At 60.5% G+C, this 15,103-nt stretch carries 17 protein-coding genes; 8 read left to right on the top strand and 9 right to left on the bottom strand.

Annotated features, from left to right (window positions below; translation table 11 throughout):
• Nucleotides 1-108: 108 nt before the first annotated feature.
• Both rssC and rssB read right to left on the bottom strand, forming a co-directional pair.
• The gene (gene rssC, locus Q1V60_RS22475) at nucleotides 109-591 is read right to left on the bottom strand and encodes an anti-sigma factor antagonist RssC (RefSeq protein ID WP_017848891.1); all 483 of its coding nucleotides are present in this window, start codon (nucleotides 589-591) and stop codon (nucleotides 109-111) included.
• Nucleotides 591-1,772: a two-component system response regulator RssB gene (gene rssB / locus Q1V60_RS22470; RefSeq protein WP_065932314.1), complete on the bottom strand. Its 1,182-nt coding sequence runs from the start codon at nucleotides 1,770-1,772 to the stop codon at nucleotides 591-593. The genes rssC and rssB overlap by 1 nt, the downstream gene beginning before the upstream one ends.
• A gap of 276 nt (nucleotides 1,773-2,048) precedes the next feature.
• Here rssB and Q1V60_RS22465 point away from each other — a divergent pair, with 276 nt between their 5' ends.
• Nucleotides 2,049-2,345: a PilZ domain-containing protein gene (locus Q1V60_RS22465; RefSeq protein ID WP_300634944.1), complete on the top strand. Its 297-nt coding sequence runs from the start codon at nucleotides 2,049-2,051 to the stop codon at nucleotides 2,343-2,345.
• Nucleotides 2,346-2,407: 62 nt separating this feature from the next.
• Here the strand turns inward: Q1V60_RS22465 and Q1V60_RS22460 are convergent, their stop codons facing one another.
• Entirely contained in the window at nucleotides 2,408-3,097 is a 690-nt protein-coding gene (locus Q1V60_RS22460) for a VacJ family lipoprotein (protein ID WP_300634943.1), read from the bottom strand.
• Nucleotides 3,098-3,293: 196 nt separating this feature from the next.
• Between Q1V60_RS22460 and Q1V60_RS22455 the strand changes: the two genes are divergently transcribed.
• Complete coding sequence (locus Q1V60_RS22455; RefSeq protein WP_300634941.1) at nucleotides 3,294-3,902, top strand: HAD family phosphatase; 609 nt, start codon at nucleotides 3,294-3,296, stop codon at nucleotides 3,900-3,902.
• A gap of 111 nt (nucleotides 3,903-4,013) precedes the next feature.
• Nucleotides 4,014-4,280 carry a DUF4404 family protein gene (locus Q1V60_RS22450; protein ID WP_300634939.1) on the top strand — a complete coding sequence of 89 codons (267 nt, stop codon included), beginning with the start codon at nucleotides 4,014-4,016 and terminating at the stop codon, nucleotides 4,278-4,280.
• Between the two features lie 125 nt (nucleotides 4,281-4,405).
• On the opposite strand, the gene queF is transcribed toward Q1V60_RS22450, so the two are convergent.
• The gene (gene queF / locus Q1V60_RS22445; protein ID WP_300634938.1) at nucleotides 4,406-5,236 is read right to left on the bottom strand and encodes an NADPH-dependent 7-cyano-7-deazaguanine reductase QueF; all 831 of its coding nucleotides are present in this window, start codon (nucleotides 5,234-5,236) and stop codon (nucleotides 4,406-4,408) included.
• A gap of 66 nt (nucleotides 5,237-5,302) precedes the next feature.
• Complete coding sequence (locus Q1V60_RS22440) at nucleotides 5,303-5,815, bottom strand: cupredoxin family protein (RefSeq protein WP_300634936.1); 513 nt, start codon at nucleotides 5,813-5,815, stop codon at nucleotides 5,303-5,305.
• Nucleotides 5,816-5,971: 156 nt separating this feature from the next.
• On the opposite strand from Q1V60_RS22440, the gene Q1V60_RS22435 reads away from it, so the two are divergent.
• Nucleotides 5,972-6,652, top strand: coding sequence for a heavy metal response regulator transcription factor (locus tag Q1V60_RS22435; RefSeq protein WP_300634934.1), 681 nt, complete (start codon nucleotides 5,972-5,974; stop codon nucleotides 6,650-6,652).
• Nucleotides 6,649-8,004: a heavy metal sensor histidine kinase gene (locus Q1V60_RS22430; protein ID WP_300634932.1), complete on the top strand. Its 1,356-nt coding sequence runs from the start codon at nucleotides 6,649-6,651 to the stop codon at nucleotides 8,002-8,004. The genes Q1V60_RS22435 and Q1V60_RS22430 overlap by 4 nt, the downstream gene beginning before the upstream one ends.
• 84 nt (nucleotides 8,005-8,088) lie before the next feature.
• Here the strand turns inward: Q1V60_RS22430 and Q1V60_RS22425 are convergent, their stop codons facing one another.
• The 3 genes from Q1V60_RS22425 to Q1V60_RS22415 form a co-directional block, all read right to left on the bottom strand.
• Nucleotides 8,089-9,333: a lipoprotein-releasing ABC transporter permease subunit gene (locus tag Q1V60_RS22425; protein WP_300634930.1), complete on the bottom strand. Its 1,245-nt coding sequence runs from the start codon at nucleotides 9,331-9,333 to the stop codon at nucleotides 8,089-8,091.
• 61 nt (nucleotides 9,334-9,394) lie between these two features.
• Nucleotides 9,395-10,078, bottom strand: a complete 684-nt coding sequence (lolD, locus tag Q1V60_RS22420) for a lipoprotein-releasing ABC transporter ATP-binding protein LolD (protein WP_164484517.1) — start codon at nucleotides 10,076-10,078, stop codon at nucleotides 9,395-9,397.
• A gap of 7 nt (nucleotides 10,079-10,085) precedes the next feature.
• On the bottom strand, nucleotides 10,086-11,336 hold the full coding sequence (locus Q1V60_RS22415) for a lipoprotein-releasing ABC transporter permease subunit (RefSeq protein ID WP_300634926.1): 1,251 nt from the start codon (nucleotides 11,334-11,336) through the stop codon (nucleotides 10,086-10,088).
• Nucleotides 11,337-11,430: 94 nt separating this feature from the next.
• Between Q1V60_RS22415 and Q1V60_RS22410 the strand changes: the two genes are divergently transcribed.
• Nucleotides 11,431-12,009: a PilZ domain-containing protein gene (locus Q1V60_RS22410; protein WP_300634924.1), complete on the top strand. Its 579-nt coding sequence runs from the start codon at nucleotides 11,431-11,433 to the stop codon at nucleotides 12,007-12,009.
• 44 nt (nucleotides 12,010-12,053) lie between these two features.
• Nucleotides 12,054-12,776, top strand: coding sequence for a glycerophosphodiester phosphodiesterase family protein (locus Q1V60_RS22405; protein WP_300634922.1), 723 nt, complete (start codon nucleotides 12,054-12,056; stop codon nucleotides 12,774-12,776).
• A 42-nt stretch (nucleotides 12,777-12,818) separates the two neighbouring features.
• On the opposite strand, the gene sthA is transcribed toward Q1V60_RS22405, so the two are convergent.
• Nucleotides 12,819-14,213 carry a Si-specific NAD(P)(+) transhydrogenase gene (gene sthA, locus Q1V60_RS22400; protein WP_300634920.1) on the bottom strand — a complete coding sequence of 465 codons (1,395 nt, stop codon included), beginning with the start codon at nucleotides 14,211-14,213 and terminating at the stop codon, nucleotides 12,819-12,821.
• Nucleotides 14,214-14,428: 215 nt separating this feature from the next.
• Between sthA and Q1V60_RS22395 the strand changes: the two genes are divergently transcribed.
• Entirely contained in the window at nucleotides 14,429-14,962 is a 534-nt protein-coding gene (locus Q1V60_RS22395; protein ID WP_300634918.1) for a chalcone isomerase family protein, read from the top strand.
• Nucleotides 14,963-15,103 lie beyond the last annotated feature (141 nt).

The raw sequence follows: 15,103 nt of genomic DNA, 5'->3' as shown, positions 1-15,103 counted from the left end.
AGCGGGCTTGCTCGCGAAGGCGGTGGGTCCGTTATAAATACGGTGACTGGCACAGCGCCTTCGCGAGCAAGCCCGCTCCCACATTTGGGCAGGTGTTTCAACCGAAGGTCAGTGACGTTCCAGGGCGTTGACGAGGTCGTGGAAAGCTTCGCGGTTGGACTCGTTCAAGCCCATCAGGATCTTGTGCGCTTCCAGCACCTTGATCCGCACGATTTCCTCGGACTGGTCCTGCGACGGCAGGTCGGTCAGGCATTCCGGGCAGGGGATCGGGCGGTCAACGATGTTGAACACCTGGTCGAAGCCCATGGACTGCAACAGCCGGGTGATGTCTTCGTGGGTGGTGACGACGGTCGGCAACAGGCCAACCTTCTGCCGAGACAGAATGGATAACTTGGCCAACAGGCCGAGGGTGGTGCTGTCGATGCTGCGCGTTTCGGTCAGATCGATCACGATCGCCGAGAAGTTCAGCGCTGTGAAGATCCGCTCGATCGTCGCATCCAGCGCCGAACACAGGGTCAGGCGCACTTCACCGACAAACTTCAGGACGAAGGTCCCGTCTTGCTCGGCGAATTGGATTCTTCCGGTACTCATCAAAGATTCCTGCTCAACACCAATAGGGCGATATCATCCGGCATCTCCCCTAGCGTGGCCAATCCAAAAACCTGCCGCAGACCATCCAGGCTGCCGCCCGCCGACTTGACCTTTTGGGGCAAGGCGGCTTCTTTCTCTTTAAGTGTAGGCTCTGGAAGAAGGTCCAGGATACCGTCGGACATCAGCGTCAGGCTGAAGGTCGGCGGCAGTTCCAGGATGTGGTCTTCGTAGGTGGCTTCATTGAACAAGCCTACCGGCAGACCACGTCCTTCCAGGTAACGCACACTGTCAGGAGTGTACAAAACAGGCATCGGCAGGTGACCGCCGATACTGTAGGTCAAAAGACCGGTTTCCTCATCGATCACGCCGCCAACCATCGTCACGTGCTTGCCCAGCTTGCAGCTGATCAGGCCCCGGTTGATGTGGCCCAACACCTCGGAGGGGGTGAACTCCGGCAAGGTGCCGTTGCGCTTGGATTCGAACAACAACCGCGTCGTCATGAACTTCAACAGCACGGTGACAAAAGCAGAGGAAGCACCGTGGCCGGACACGTCGGCCAGGTAGAACGCCACACGTCGCTCATCCACACGGAAATAGTCGACAAAATCACCCGAAAGGTACAACGACGGGATGATCTGGTGCGCGAACTGAAAATCGTCAATGGTCCAGGGGCTGACCGGCAGCATGTTCATCTGCACCTGGCGACCGGCGTTCTGGTCTTCCTGGAGCAGGTTCAGGCTGGCTTCGAGCTCGCGGTTGGCGGTCTCGAGCTTTTCGCGGTAGCGCTGGTTTTCCTGAAGCAGCCGTGCACGGTCCAGGGCGCGGCGCACCGAGTGCTCCAGCACCGCCAGGTCTTCCAGGGGTTTGATCAGGTAATCGGCGGCGCCCAGGCGCAGGGCTTCAACGGCGTCGTTCATGACCCCGGCACCGGACACGACAATCACCGGCGTCTGCGGGGCAAGCTCGGTCACCTGGCGAATCAGCTCGAGGCCGCCCATCTGGGGCATGCGCAGGTCGCAGATCACGAGGTCGGGCTGGTCGCGCTCGAATACCTGGAGACCCTGTTGGCCGTTACCGGCCTGCAGGACGCTGAAGCCACTGTCTTCCAAATAGGCCGCGAGGCTTGCGCGCACTACTTCGTCGTCATCGATTATCAGCAGCGTGGCACTGGTTTTTTGCATGTGGGCAAACGGCGCCAGAATTAGGTTGGCGTAGGTGGCTCGACAAAGGCCGGGCTCACGTACTGGATTCGCTTTCTAGCCTCTCTGTCCTACAAAGCATTGGGATTTCGCCCATGCACAACGGTAAAGCAGAGGTGCCCTTCTAAGGCGCAGACGGTACTCCCATCCGTGAGGGGTTTCAAGCTCATGCCGATGGTCGCCTAGCGTCTTTACACCGCAAATCACCGGGAGTTATAAGAACGTCCTTCACCACAACTCAAAGTAAGGATGGATGCTGTGAGCGAACACGAGCGCAACTACGCCGAAAAACGCGATTTCATCCGCATGCGAGTGGATGCAGATGTGTCTTTGATCCACGCCGGGCAGGAGATTGCAGCCGTCTGCCTGGACCTTTCCAGCTCCGGCATGCAAGTGCAGGCACCTCGCCAGTTCAGTGTGGGCGATCTGCTGACCGTACGTATCGATTCAGAGCATGCCGCACTCAAGGGCCTTGAGGCCGATACCGAAGTGGTGTGGGCCAAGGCTGAGGGCGATGAGCAGCACCTGGGCCTGAAGATTTTGAAAATGCGCTGATCAGCGCGCACAAAAAAGGCGACCGTTCAAAGGTCGCCTTTTTCAATTCAAAATGTCACTGCTTAAAAGTCGTCGACAACCTTGCCGTCCTTGACCTTGAACTCACGGTTCTGCAGGTACGCGTTACGAATAAAGGTGTATTTGTCGCCGCTGATCAGCTTCTCGCTGTCGAGCAGGCTGGCGCGTACATCGACGATGTTCAGGCCGAAGGTGCTGTTGCGCCAGCCGATATCGTTCATGTAGCCGTACGGCTGGGTGTAGCTGTCGACGTATTTGGACGGCGCATCACGCAACGTGCTTGGGCCCAGCAACGGGATCATCACGTAGGGACCGCTGCCGACGCCCCAGTAACCGAGGGTCTGGCCGAAGTCTTCATCGCTACGCTGCAGGCCCATCTTGGTGCCGACATCGATGAAGCCCAGCACGCCGAACGTGGTGTTGACCAACAGACGCGCCGTGTCGACGCCGGCATTGTGCGGCTTGAGCTGCAGTACGTTGTTGGCCAGGTTGCCGACATCGCCGATGTTGCGGAAGAAGTTGTGAATGCCGTCCTGCATAAACTGCGGGGTGACGAACTGATAGCCTTGGGCGATTGGCTTGAGGGCGTAAGTGTCAACGGTATCGTTGAAGGTGAAGATCGGGCGGTTGACGCTTTCCCATGGGTCATCTTCCGATGCTGCTTGGGCGGCGAACGGTGCCAACAGGACGGTGGCACACACCGACAGCTGAGCGAAACAGTGGCTCCAGCGCATAGCTTTTGCTCCTTGAATGGTCTGTCATGGGCGCTATGCCCTGAATAAGTCCGTCAGTATATGACGGAAGTGTCGATTTAGGCAGTCGTCAGGAAACGACTTTCATGATTTGAACAAAAATCCTACAAATACCCACCAGTGTCATCCCCTTGTCATGCCACCTCGATAGCGTTGCGGCTATTTCAGGGACGTTCAGATGCCACATGCCGAGATAGCCGTTGCCACTGCTCCCGCGTTGACTGCCGTGTTGTTTGGCCTGAGTGGCTGCCTGGTGGATTTCGGTTCCCGAGCCCGTAGCGACTCCCCCTCCCCCGATTCCCAGGCCACACCCGGTGCGCTGAAAATTCTGCGCAGCCTGAAGGAGCAAGGCGTGCCCTGCGCCTGGCTGGATGAACTGCCGCCCTCTGTCACTACGCCACTGGCCGCCGCCCTGCCCGCCTGGCTCAAGTCCGCCTCGCCCTCCACCATTCGCTGGCCGGCGCCCCACGCCTGCTGGCAAGCCTTGATGGAACTGAACATCACACGCCTGGAGGGCTGCGTACTGGTCAGCGGCGAACCGCGCCTGCTGCAATCGGGCCTGAATGCCGGGTTATGGACTATCGGGTTGGCCTCCTGCGGCTCGCTGTGCGGCCTGGCGCCGGAGCAGTGGCAGGCGTTGAGCGAAAAGGAACGCGAGCACAAGCGCGGCAAGGCAACCGTGGCGCTCTATGGGTTAGGCGTGCACTCGGTGATTGATCACCTTGGTGAACTCGGCAGCTGCCTGGCCGACATTCGCCTGCGTCGGCTCAAAGGCGAGAAGCCCTGACAAGGATCATGCACCGTTGGCGCAGGTGGATTAATCTACAGGTCAGTTCGTAGACCTTTCCCGGCGTGCCGCGGTCTATGCCAGTGCCTATCGATAAAAGGAAAGAATGTCATGCCTGATCGCAAAAAACTGGAAGAACAGGTCGAGATCCTGCGCGGGCAGTTGGAACAGGAACCGCCGCTGCCGGAGGAGAAACGTGTAGCACTGCAAGAGTTGATCGCCAAATTCGAAGTGCAACTTGAATTGGAACCGGCCACCCAGACACCCAGCATCGCTGACGATGTGAACCGTGCAGTGGAAGGTTTCGAACTGGATCATCCGGGCATTGCCGGGACATTGCGCAATATAGTGATCACCCTGGGCAACATCGGCATCTAAGCCAAACATAAAACCCGAATGTGGGAGCGGGCTTGCTCGCGAATACGGTGTATCAGTTAAAAGTCCATTGACTGACACGCCGCATTCGCGAGCAAGCCCGCTCCCACATTGGGTTTGAGTGAAGGCTACTGGCGCGCCAGGCGCACGTTCTGGAACGCTACGTCCTCGGTGCTGCGATACGGGTTGATATCCAACCCGCCCCGCCGCACATACCGCGCATACACGGTCAATTTGGTCGGCTTGAGCAAGCGCTGCAGGTCCAGGAAGATCCGCTCCACGCACTGCTCATGGAAGTCGGAGTGCTGGCGAAAGCTCACGATGTACGCCAGCAGGCTGGCGTGATCCAGCGCCGCACCCCGGTATTCCACCACCACACTGCCCCAATCGGGCTGGCTGGTGACGGGGCAGTTGGATTTGAGCAGGTGGCTGTGCACGCTCTCCTCCACCACACGCGAATCGTCACAGCGCAACAATTCCGGACGCGGGTGTTCGTAGCTGCTGACGTTGATATCCAGATCATCGATGCACACGCCCGGCAACGCCATCACGCCTTCGGCCTCGATCTCGGCCAGGCTGCGAATGCGCACGCTGACCGGCTTGCCGGCGGCGGCGCTGAGGTCGTTGCGCAGGGTTTCTTCCAGTTTTTGCGTATCGGCAAACGCGGTCTGGTTCAACGAGTTGAGGTACAGCTTGAAGGACTTGGACTCGATGATGTTCGGCGAGTCGGCCGGGATGCTGAATTCACCGATGGCCACCACCGGTTTTCCGGACGGCAGCAACCAGGACAATTCGAAGCAGTTCCAGAAGTCCACGCCCTTGTAAGGCAGGGTCTCGGCGCTCAGGCCCAGCTCGGCCCACTTCGCGGCGCGAGGGATCGGGAACAGCAACGAAGGGGTGTAGGTGCAGATGTATTCACTGGACTTGCCCAGCGGCGAATGTTCGGCTGCGGGATGCATGGCGGAAACCTGGCTAAATAAACCGCGCCAGTCTACCAGCCTTTGCTCCCGCCCTTAAGGAACGCCTTACTCAACGGTCAGTTTGCCGACCATGCCGGCCTGGTAATGCCCAGGGAGATTGCAGGCGAATTCCAGGCCGGTGGCCTTGGTGAAGGTCCAGGTCAGCTCGGCGGTTTTGCCGGGCTCGACCAACACGCTGTTCGGATCATCGTGCGTCATCGCGCCGTGCCCCATTTTACTGTGGTCCATTTCTCCCATACCGGTGGCCGTAAGCATGCCGCTGGCTTGCATCTGTAACATTTCCTTCTGGTGTTCGGCGTGCATGGCCGCGTCGCCCAGGTTGAATTCATGCAGCAACCGGCCTTTATTGACCAACACAAAACGCACCGTCTCACCGGACTTGACGTCTAGGGACTGGGGCGAAAAAGAAATGTCCTGCAGGGTCACTTCCACCGTGCGCGTGGCTTTGTCTGCTGCGGCCGGCTGGCCGAATGCATAGGTGTGAGCCGCATCGGCCATGGCATCAAAGCTCATCGCCAACAGGCAACCCGCCAGGAACAGAGGTGTACGCAACGCCATCTTTTACTCTCCAAAATGGGTGAATCGTTGGGGCAGCACTTTAAGATGGCCTCGCTGCCAGCCAACTGACTGCTAGATTACAACTTTGTCAGGTTGCCCCCTTACCGTTGAGCCCGAGGTATAAAGCCCGGCGCCCACCGCAGCCAAGAGCCGCCCATGAAACTGCTGATTGTCGAAGACCAACCGAAAACCGGCCATTATCTGCGCCAGGGCCTAGCCGAAGCCGGGTTTACCACCGAACTGGTGGCCGACGGCACCAGCGGTCAGCACCTGGCGCTGACCGGCGACTATGACTTGCTGATCCTCGATGTGATGCTACCCGGCCGCGATGGCTGGCAAATTCTGCAAGCGGTGCGCAGTGCCGGCCTGGAGATTCCGGTGTTGTTCCTTACCGCGCGCGACGCGGTGGAAGACCGCGTACACGGCCTGGAGCTGGGCGCCGACGATTACCTGGTCAAGCCCTTCGCCTTTTCCGAACTGCTCGCTCGCGTGCGCAGCCTGTTACGGCGTGGCAGCAGTGCGCCGCAGGACACCCACCTGCAATTGGCCGACCTGCGCCTGGACCTGATTCGCCGCCGCGTCGAGCGCAGCGGCCAGCGTATCGACCTCACCGCCAAGGAGTTCTCCCTGCTGGAGCTGCTGCTGCGCCGCCAGGGCGAAGTGCTGCCCAAATCGCTGATCGCCTCGCAGGTGTGGGACATGAATTTCGACAGCGACACCAACATCATCGAAGTGGCGATCCGCCGCCTGCGCCTGAAAGTCGACGACGCGTTTCCCAACAAACTGATCCACACCGTGCGCGGCATGGGCTATGTATTGGAGGAGCGCTTCACTTGATCCAGCGCCTGTCCCTCGCCAGCCGTCTGGCGCTGTTGTTCGCCGCTTGCACCGCCGTGGTTTCGTTGCTCGCCGGCGTGCTGTTCAACCATGCCAGTGAGGCGCACTTTATCGAGCTGGACCAGCAGCAGCTGGACAGCAAACTGGTGGCGCTGCGCAGCACGTTGCAGGGCGTCGACTCGCCGCAAGCCTTCGCCCAGCGCGAACCCCGACTGCGCGCCGACCTCAACCATCAACCCGACCTCGCCTTGCGCATCACCGCGGCCGGCCAGCGCTGGCTTGACGAGGCGCCGGGCGTGGCGTTGCCCGAGGCGCCCGGCCTGCACAGCCTGCAACATGCAGGCACCGACTATCGCGTCTATAACGCGCCCTTGAACCCTGGCCAACCGGGCTCAGCGCAACTGACCCTGATACTCGACATCACCCACCACCAGCATTTCCTGCAACGCATGCAGCGCTTGATCTGGCTGACCGTCGGCCTCTCAGCCCTGGCCACCGCACTACTCGGCGCCTGGGCGGCGCGCAGCGGGTTGCGGCCATTGCGGCGCATGGGCGAAGTCGCCGCCGGCGTGTCCGCTCATTCCCTGACGCAACGCTTGCCGCAGCAGCAAATGCCGGTTGAACTGGCAGAGTTGGCCCAGGCCTTCAACGCCATGCTTGCAAGGCTGGACGACGCATTCCAGCGCCTTTCGGCCTTCTCCGCCGATATCGCCCACGAGCTGCGCACACCGCTGTCGAACCTGCTGACCCAGACCCAGGTCATCCTTACCCAGCCGCGCCCACTGGAGGAGTACCGCGAAGCGCTGCACAGCAACCTGGAAGAATTGCAGTGGATGGCGCAGTTGGTGAACGACATGTTGTACCTGGCCAAAGCCGATCACGGTTTGCTCTCGCCCAAGCGCGAGCCTTTGGCGCTGGCCGATGAAGTCGAAGCTTTGCTGGAGTTTTTTGCGTTGCTGGCCGAAGACGCGCAGGTTTCACTGGTGTGTGAAGGCCGTGCCCATACGGCAGGTGATCGCGGCATGTTGCGCCGGGCCTTGTCCAACCTGCTGGAGAACGCGCTGAGGTTTACCCCGGCCGGCGGTGAAGTGCGGGTGCGCCTGTTGGACGGCGACCGGGGCGTCAGGCTGACGGTGGAGAACACCGGCCAAGGCATCCCGGCGGACGTGTTACCGAAGTTGTTTGATCGTTTCTACCGGGCCGATCCGGCGCGGCACGCGGGCAGCAGCGAACATGCCGGGCTGGGTTTGGCGATTACCCAGTCGATTGTGCGGGCGCATGGGGGAAGGATTTTCTGTGAATCTGAGGCGGAGTTGACGCGGTTTGTGATTGAGTTGCCCAAGGCAGGCTGATGCGGGCAAGCCAGCCCCTACATTTTGATTTGTGAACACCGTCAAATGTGGGCGCTGGCTTGCCTGCGATAGAGGTCTTAAAGACTACGAATACCTGAGCGCATGCGCCGGCTCAATCTTCGCCGCCCGATACGCCGGGTAAATCGTCGCCAGAAAGCTCAACACAAAACCCGCCGAGCAAATCAGCAACACATCCCCGCCTTGCAGTTCGGACGGCAGGTTGCTGACGAAGTACACATCCGAACTGAAGATGTGCTGCCCGCTCACCCGCTCCAGCCAGCCCACCAGTTCACTCACATTCAGCGCCGCAATCACCCCCAGCACACCGCCGATCAGGGTGCCGACCACGCCGATCACCGTGCCCTGCACCATGAAGATCGCCATGATCTGCCGAGGCGTGGCGCCGATGGTGCGCAGGATGGCGATGTCCGCACCTTTGTCGTTCACCACCATGATCAATGTGGCGATGATGTTGAACGCGGCCACCGCGACGATCATCAGCAGCAACAGGCCGATCATGGTCTTTTCCATTTTCATCGCGCTGAACAGGCTGCCCTGGGTGTGCGTCCAGTCGTCCGCTTTATACCCCGTGCCCAGGCTGGCGGCGATATCCGCCGAGACCTTGGGCGCCGCGTACAGGTCGGTCACCGCCAGGCGTACGCTCTGTACCTGGTTGGGTTGCCAATGCTGTATTTGGGCCGCGTCGGCCCGGTTGATCAAGGCCATGGAGCCGTCCAGCTCGGCGCCCACCTTGAAGATACCCACCACGTTCAAACGCTGCATACGCGGGGTAATGCCGCCCGGCGCGGTGCTGATTTCCGGAACGATCAAGGTGAGTTTGTCGCCCACATTCAGGCGGAAGCGGCGCGCGGTAATGTCGCCAATCACTACACCGAACTCGCCGGGCCTCAAGTCTTCCAGTTTGCCGCGCACGATATGCTGGGCCACGATCGACACTTTGCCTTCCTGGGCCGGATCGACGCCGCTGATCTCAATCGGCTGCATCGCGCCCTTGTAGGAGAACATACCGTCCATTTGTGTGAACGGTACCGCCGCAGTCACTTGCGGGTTCTTCATTGCAGCGGCGGCCACCGGCTGCCAATCATCGATAGGGTTCACACCCACGATGGTGGCGTGGGGCACCATGCCAAGAATGCGCGAGCTCATTTCGCGCTGGAAGCCGTTCATCACCGACAGCACCACGATCATCGCCAACACGCCCAGGGCGAGGCCGATCATCGAGGTCATCGAGATAAACGAGACAAAACGGTTGCGGCGCTTGGCGCGGGTATAGCGCGTGCCGATGAAAATCGATAACGGTCTGAACATTCGCGGGCACCGTTGAAAAAATGAAAAAGCCCGGCCTCAAGAAAACCGGGCTTGCAACAGGTCAGATAGCGACCAGATGACCTTCCTGCAAGTGCAGTACGCGGTCCATCTGACGGGCCATGCTCATGTCATGGGTCACCACCAGGAACGCGGTGCGCATCTGGGTGCTCAGTTCCAGCATCAAGTCCTTGATGCCCTGGGCCGTGTGGGAATCGAGGTTACCGGTTGGCTCATCGAGCATCACCAGGCCTGGGTTGTTCACCAGGGCACGGGCGATGGCCACGCGCTGACGCTCGCCGCCGGACAGCTCGGCCGGTTTGTGTTCCAGGCGATGGCCGAGGCCGACGCGCTCCAGCAAGGCCGTGGCGCGTTGGCGCGCCTCGGGGATCGCGGTCTTGCCGATCAGCAGCGGCATGCACACGTTTTCCAGGGCGGTGAATTCCGGCAGCAGGTGGTGGAACTGGTACACAAAACCCAGCGAACGGTTGCGCAACTGGCCGCGAGCCTTTTCATTCAGCGCGGACAGTTCTTCACCGGCCAGCCACACGCTGCCCTGGGACGGCGTATCGAGGCCGCCCAACAGGTTGAGCAAGGTACTTTTGCCGGAACCGGAACTGCCGACGATCGCCACGCGCTCGCCGGGGTGCAGTTCAAGCTGCAGGTTGGCCAGCACCACCACGGATTCCGGGCCTTCCTCGTAGGATTTGCCCAGGTTGCGGCAGCTCAGGATTGCTTTTTCACTCATGCCCGATTCACTCATAACGTAATGCCTGTGCTGGCTGGGTACGTGCCGCGCGCCAGGCTGGATACAGGGTGGCAAGGAAACTCAGGACCAACGCGGCGCCGCCCACCATCAGCACGTCCTGGGTCTGAACCTGGGACGGCAAGTAGTCGATGAAGTAGACGTCGGCGTTGAGGAATTTGTGGCCGAGCGCTTTTTCAAGCAGGGCGATGGCGGCGCTGACATTCAACGCGGCCAGAATCCCGACGGCGGTGCCGATCAAGGTGCCGACCACGCCGATCACCGTGCCCTGCACCATGAAGATCGCCATGATCTGCCCCGGCGTGGCGCCAAGGGTGCGCAGGATGGCAATGTCGCCCTTCTTGTCGTTCACCACCATCACCAGCGTGGAGATGATGTTGAAGGCGGCCACGGCGACGATCAGCAGCAACAGCAGGCCGATCATGGCTTTTTCCATGCGAATGGCCTGGTACAGGTTGCCGTGGGTACGGGTCCAGTCGCGGGCGTAATACTGCGATTCGCCCAGATGCTGGGCGATTTCCCAGGCGCCGCGTGGCGCGTCGAACAGGTCGTTGAACTTCAGGCGCAGGCCCTGCACCTGGTCCGGCTGCCAGCGATGCAGGCGCGCCAGGTCGGTGAGGTTGGTCAACCCGAGGTAGCCGTCGATCTCGCCGGCACCGACATGGAAGGTGCCGACCACGGTAAAACGCTTCATGCGCGGGAACATGCCGGCCGGGGTCACGGTGACTTCCGGCGCAACGAACGTCAGCTTGTCGCCCACGCCCACGCCGAGCTTGGCCGCGGCCTTGTCGCCGATGATGATGCCGAAGCTGCCGGGCGCCAGGTCATCGAGTTTGCCCTGCAACATGAACTTGTCGATGATCGAGACGTTGCGCTCCTGAGCCGGATCGACCGCATTGAGCAGGATTTTCTGCACCTTGCCGTCATTGGTCAGCAGCCCCTGCATCTGGGTAAACGGCGCAACGGCCAGCACCTTGGGGTTCTGCTTGACCTTGGCGGCCAGGCTTTGCCAATCGCTGATGGGCGCATCGCCCTCGATGGTCGCGTGGGGCACCATGCCCAGCACGCGGGTGCGCATCTCATGATCGAAGCCGTTCATCACCGACAGCACCACAATCATCACGACCACGCCCAAGGCGAGCCCGATCATCGAGGTCAGGGAAATAAACGACACAAAATGATTGCGACGCTTTGCACGGGTATAACGCGTGCCAATAAATACGAAGAGAGGTCTGAACATGTCGGGGCTTGTTCGGAGGAAAAGAAGACGTCCCGGTGGCGGGGTCTGGTCAGCAGCTTTACACTCAGACCATTACCGTAACCTGGGGTTCGCCATGTCGACATTAGATGAAGAAGAGCGCCGCGAATACTACCGTATCAATGACATGATCGCACTCCAAATCAAAAGCCTGTCGGCCCCCGATGCGGCGAGCAAGGAAGTATTGCTGGATGATTCGCCGCTGTTCAATCTGCTCAGCGAACTGCACCTCAGCGAATTCGAGGCCCAGCACCTGCTGCGCCAGATCAGCGAAAAAGACCGCAGCCTGGCGGCATTCCTCAAAGTGCAGAACAAGCGCCTGGACCTGCTCAGCCAGGTGATGGCTCGCGGGCTGCTCAGCGAGGTGGGCGCGCCGCAGCCGGTGATCATTTCCGAAGGCGGCATCGACTTCCAGCACCCTGTGCCGCTGGCCCTCGACACGCACCTGGCGGTCAAGCTGGTGCTGATGCCCCAGGCGCTCGGCCTGCTGCTGCGCGCACGCGTCACCCAATGCGCCCCCCACGGCGACGGCTTTGAGGTGGGCACGGAATTCGAATCCATGACCGATGCCCAGCGCCAACTGCTGGCACGCTACATCCTGCAGAAACAGGCCCAGGAACGCCGTCTGGCGCGGGAACAAAGCGACGATCTCTGAATGCGTATTCACGACGCCAGCCATCCTGGCGCAAAGGAGCAACTGTGACCCTGATTTACGGCCATCGCGGTGCCAAAGGCGAAGCACCGGAAAATACCCTGACCAGCTTTCAGGAATGCCTCAAGCACGGCGTACGCCGCTGCGAACTGGATCTGCACCTGTCCATGGACGGCGAGCTGATGGTCATCCATGACCCCACCCTCAAGCGCACCGCTGACCGGCGCGGCAAAGTCGTCGAGTACTCGGCGGCGGACTTGGTGAAAATGGATGCGCGCAAAGGCGGCCCAGGCTGGGTCAGCCCCTGCCCGATTCCGCGCCTGGAAGAGTTGTTCGAAAAATGCGACTTCGATCACTGGCAGCTGGAAGTCAAAAGCGCCTCGCGCACCCGCGCCGCCACGACGGTGCTGGCGATCCGCGAGATGGCCGTGCGTTTTGGCCTGATGGACAAGGTCACGGTGACCTCAAGTTCACGGGAAGTCTTGAAAGCGGCAATTGAACTCACCCCGGACCTGTCACGCGGGCTGGTTGCCGAATACGCCTGGCTCGACCCGTTGAAGGTCGCGCAAAACTACGGCTGTGAATTCCTGGCATTGAACTGGACGCTGTGCACCCCTGAGCGGCTGGAAAAAGCCCAGCGCCAGGGTTTGCACGTGTCCGTCTGGACGGTCAACGAACCTGCGCTGATGCGCAGGCTGGCCGACTTCGGCGTAGATAGCCTGATTACAGACTTTCCCGGTTTGGCCACTGCCACCCTCGGGAATTACTGAAATCGGTCTCCCCGGCCGGCTCAGGCCACCGGCCGGAGCCGCTCAAAAAAGCCGGTTGAGGCCGTCGTAGGCCGCTACGCGATAGGCTTCAGCCATGGTCGGGTAGTTGAACGTGGTGTTCACAAAATACTTCAGGGTATTTTGCTCCCCCGGCTGGCTCATGATTGCCTGGCCAATGTGCACGATCTCCGACGCCTGATAGCCGAAGCAATGCACACCGAGTACTTCCAGCGTCTCGCGATGGAACAGGATCTTCAGCATGCCTTGCGGCTCACCGGCGATCTGCGCACGCGCCATGCTCTTGAAGAACGCCTTGCCCACTTCATAAGGCACCTTGGCCTTGGTCAGTTCGCTTTCGTTCTTGCCGATCGAGCTGATCTCGGGAATCGTGTAGATCCCGGTCGGCACGTCGTTCACGTAGCGCCAGCTGCCGTTGTCGACGATGCTGCCGGCGGCCGAACGGCCCTGGTCATGGGCGGCACTGGCCAGGCTTGGCCAGCCGATCACATCACCGGCGCCGTAGATGTTGGTCACGCAGGTGCGGTAGTTCTCATCCACTTCGATCTGGCCACGGCTGTTGACCTTGACCCCGATGTTTTCCATACCCAGCTTGTCGGTGTTGCCGGTACGCCCGTTGCACCACAGCAAGGCGTCAGCCTTGATCTTCTTGCCCGACTTGAGGTGCAGAATCACGCCGTTGTCCAGGCCTTCGACGCGCTCGTACTCTTCGTTGTGGCGCACGGTGATGTTGTTATTGCTGAAGTGGTAACTCAACGCCTGGGAGATTTCCGAGTCGAGGAAGCTCAGCAACTGGTCACGGTTGTCCACCAGTTCCACCAGCCCACCCAGGCCGCTGAAGATCGAGGCGTATTCACAGCCGATCACGCCGGCGCCGTAGATGATCAGCTTTCGCGGGGTGTGGCCCAGGCTGAGGATGGTGTCGCTATCGTAGATACGCGGGTGGTGAAAATCGATATCCGCCGGGCGATACGGGCGCGAGCCGGTGGCGATGATGATGTGTTTGGCCACCAGTTTCTCGACCACGCCGTTGGCGCACACCACTTCGACGGTTTGCTCATCGGCGAAACTGCCGGTGCCGAAGAACAGGTCGACACGGTTACGGGCGTAGTAGCCGGTACGCGAGGCAACTTGCTTGGAAATGACTTTTTCGGCGCTCTTCAACACGTCCGGAAACGAGAACCAACGCGGCTCGCCAATGGCCCGGAACATCGGGTTGGTATTGAATTGCATGATCTGGCGCACGGAGTGACGCAACGCCTTGGACGGGATGGTGCCCAGGTGGGTGCAGTTACCGCCGACCTGGCGACGGCTGTCGACCATCGCCACCTTGCGCCCTGCCTTTGCAGCGTTCATCGCCGCGCCTTCTCCAGCCGGGCCGGAACCCAGTACCACCACGTCGTAGTTGTAGACAGCCATGCGTACTCCTCAGAACAGGCCCGGCGTACAGTTGGACGCAGGGCTAAATCATGCCGCGGCCAGCGGGCATGAAGGACAATTTGGCTCAAGTGTGTGAACCGGGGCACAGTCTATATGAGGCTCAACGCCGCGCACATTAACCCTTGGTCGCGTCGCAGGCCAGTCTTGCCATACTAACAGGACGCAAATCAGCGCCAATTTCAGGATGAGCCATTATGCGACAACTAATGATGTGTTGGATGCTGATGATGTCGTTCACGGCGCTCGCCAGTGATGCGGATCGACTCAAGCAGGCAAATTTCCCGACGCACGTGGCGGGGCTGGCCCTGAAAAACCAGACGGTGTTCAATTATCTCTGGGCGGATGTTTACGCGGCGGCGTTGTATGCCCCACAAGGTCTGACTGCAAATCAGGCCTGGGAGCAGCAAAAGCCCCTGCGCCTGGCGCTGTATTATTTTCGCGATATCGACCGCAATGATGTGATCAAGGCCGCCATGGCGACGCTGGAGCGTCAGCAGGCCAGTGCCGGATTGAAGCCTGAGCTGGATAAGCTGCACGCCAGCTTTCGCAATATCCGCAGCGGTGATCGCTATGCCCTGGACTTTCATCCCGGGCGTGGCTTGAAGCTGGAGATCAATGGCCAAGTGGCGTTCAGCAGCCGTGATGATGCGCTGGCGAAGGCTTACCTGGGTGTATGGCTGGCGCCCGAGGGGTTGTCCGACAGTTTGCGTAACGCGCTACTCAATTGATGGCGACGTTGACGGGCCCACCGCCTTCGCGGGCCAGCCCTAATGCCAGTCAGTTAAGACAGAACCGGTCCCTGTGGCGAGGGAGCTTGCTCCCGCTGGACTGCGTAGCAGTCCCATTTTTGGGGCCGCTTCGCGCCCCAA

Origin of the sequence: Pseudomonas sp. (assembly GCF_030147005.1) — a bacterium.
Classification (GTDB): domain Bacteria; phylum Pseudomonadota; class Gammaproteobacteria; order Pseudomonadales; family Pseudomonadaceae; genus Aquipseudomonas.
Note: the sequence above shows the minus strand (reverse complement) of the source record. Positions and strands in the feature narration are given on the sequence as shown.

What these genes read in the sequence shown, in the direction of transcription:
- Q1V60_RS22415 (WP_300634926.1), bottom strand. Translation starts at nt 11,336, where the DNA reads ATGTTCAGACCTCTCTTCGTATTTATTGGCACGCGTTATACCCGTGCA.
- Q1V60_RS22440 (WP_300634936.1), bottom strand. Translation starts at nt 5,815, where the DNA reads ATGGCGTTGCGTACACCTCTGTTCCTGGCGGGTTGCCTGTTGGCGATG.
- Q1V60_RS22460 (WP_300634943.1), bottom strand. Translation starts at nt 3,097, where the DNA reads ATGCGCTGGAGCCACTGTTTCGCTCAGCTGTCGGTGTGTGCCACCGTC.
- sthA (WP_300634920.1), bottom strand. Translation starts at nt 14,213, where the DNA reads ATGGCTGTCTACAACTACGACGTGGTGGTACTGGGTTCCGGCCCGGCT.
- lolD (WP_164484517.1), bottom strand. Translation starts at nt 10,078, where the DNA reads ATGAGTGAAAAAGCAATCCTGAGCTGCCGCAACCTGGGCAAATCCTAC.
- Q1V60_RS22395 (WP_300634918.1), top strand. Translation starts at nt 14,429, where the DNA reads ATGCGACAACTAATGATGTGTTGGATGCTGATGATGTCGTTCACGGCG.
- Q1V60_RS22455 (WP_300634941.1), top strand. Translation starts at nt 3,294, where the DNA reads ATGCCACATGCCGAGATAGCCGTTGCCACTGCTCCCGCGTTGACTGCC.
- rssC (WP_017848891.1), bottom strand. Translation starts at nt 591, where the DNA reads ATGAGTACCGGAAGAATCCAATTCGCCGAGCAAGACGGGACCTTCGTC.
- Q1V60_RS22425 (WP_300634930.1), bottom strand. Translation starts at nt 9,333, where the DNA reads ATGTTCAGACCGTTATCGATTTTCATCGGCACGCGCTATACCCGCGCC.
- Q1V60_RS22435 (WP_300634934.1), top strand. Translation starts at nt 5,972, where the DNA reads ATGAAACTGCTGATTGTCGAAGACCAACCGAAAACCGGCCATTATCTG.
- Q1V60_RS22450 (WP_300634939.1), top strand. Translation starts at nt 4,014, where the DNA reads ATGCCTGATCGCAAAAAACTGGAAGAACAGGTCGAGATCCTGCGCGGG.
- Q1V60_RS22410 (WP_300634924.1), top strand. Translation starts at nt 11,431, where the DNA reads ATGTCGACATTAGATGAAGAAGAGCGCCGCGAATACTACCGTATCAAT.
- rssB (WP_065932314.1), bottom strand. Translation starts at nt 1,772, where the DNA reads ATGCAAAAAACCAGTGCCACGCTGCTGATAATCGATGACGACGAAGTA.
- queF (WP_300634938.1), bottom strand. Translation starts at nt 5,236, where the DNA reads ATGCATCCCGCAGCCGAACATTCGCCGCTGGGCAAGTCCAGTGAATAC.